This window comes from Moorena sp. SIO3I6 (assembly GCF_010672095.1).
On sequence record NZ_JAAHHU010001175.1, the window covers coordinates 1 to 1,602 of the forward strand.

Below are 1,602 nucleotides of genomic sequence, written 5' to 3' on the forward strand. Positions count from 1 at the left end.
CTGTTCCGAAGCTGCATCGCTAAAAATCATCATTGTCTTGTACCCAAGCGCCAGGGTCGGAAACCCCCGCAGGTTGGGCTTTGGTGAGCTTTCCGCATCTAATTATTAAATTCCCTTGATTGTCGCACCTCTGCATCGCTTGTCTGTAGCCCCACACCCCACACCCCATCCCCTACACCCCACACCTGAGGTCAAAGTAAAAAACCTACCCTTATGAGCCTTAATAACGGGGGGACATGATTCCCTTAAGGCTTTATTTATTATTGCCTTTTGCCTTTTGTCTTAATCTGCCTTAATCCCTGTTACCGATTCCCCATTCAAGATCTTGAACAGTATGTTACCGAATCAAATAAGATTGCTGTAGCATAGGGGAATTGGCTGACAGGGGAATTCAACAGTGAAATTTGCGTTTATAATAGACCCTCTCCCGAAACTTGATCCCGGTCATGATACTAGTGTGGCGCTGATGGAAGCCGCACAGGAATTAGGTCATGAGGTTTGGGTCACTCAGGCTCAACAATTGAGTGTTATTAAGGGTCAGGCTTGGGGACTTCTACAACCTGTGCAACTAACTCCAGCCAAACTCGATGACGGGCATTGGGTCGTCAGTGAGCAGTGGTACCAGACTGGTAAGGCTCTGTTGAAACCTCTAGAGGAGATGGATGCTGTCTGGATGCGGACAGACCCGCCGGTTACCATACCTTACCTTTATGCGACCTATATCTTGGACTACATTAATCCAGATAAAACCTTGGTGATTAATTCACCAACTGGCATCAGGACAGCTAACGAAAAAATGTATGCCCTCCAGTTTCACGAGGTGATTCCACAGACCATTGTCAGTCAGGATAAATCGGTGATTCGGCAATTCCTTGAGGAAAAAGAGGCAGCAGTACTTAAACCTCTAGGAGGTAAAGGTGGTGAGGGCATTATATTTCTACAGGCAAGCGATCGCAATTTTAACTCCTTGGTGGAAATTAGCACTAAACAGGGTAGTGAGCCAGTGATGGTTCAGGCTTATCTGCCTGCTGCCAAAGATGGAGATAAACGGATTATCCTCTTGAATGGTGAACCGATTGGAGCAGTAAATCGCATTCCCACAGGTAAGGAATTTCGGGGTAACATGGCTGTGGGTGGTCGAGTAGCGGCTACGGAAATTACTCCCCGAGAGGAAAAAATTTGTGCCCTGCTCAAGCCAAAACTGCAGCAAGATGGCTTATATTTTGTAGGCATAGACGTTATCGGCGGCTACCTGACCGAAGTTAATGTCACCAGTCCTACTGGCATCCGGGAAATTGACCGCTTAGATGGTACTCATCTGGCTAAAAAGGTAATTATCTGGGTTGAGGCAGTGAAAAACAACGGCGGTTAAACAATAGGATTGGGTAACCAGACTGCTGAGTAAAGTCATCGGATGTAATGTCGGTTTTGGGTCAGTTTTATGGATCAAATAACAGTGCCACGGAACGATAGGGAAGCTCGAATCTGGGGGATGCTGTGTCATCTATCCTCCCTGCTATGGATTCCCCTATTGATTATGGGTCTACCTATCCCTTTGGCTAACCTGGCAGGCCCGTTGATGATCTGGTTAAACAAGAGAAA

Annotated in this window: 1 protein-coding gene; it reads left to right on the plus strand. The window is 46.7% G+C overall.

Annotated features, from left to right (window positions below):
- Positions 1-397: 397 nt before the first annotated feature.
- A complete protein-coding gene (gene gshB, locus F6K49_RS47400) occupies positions 398-1,372 on the plus strand; it encodes a glutathione synthase (RefSeq protein ID WP_293109477.1) in 975 nt (324 codons plus the stop codon).
- Positions 1,373-1,602 lie beyond the last annotated feature (230 nt).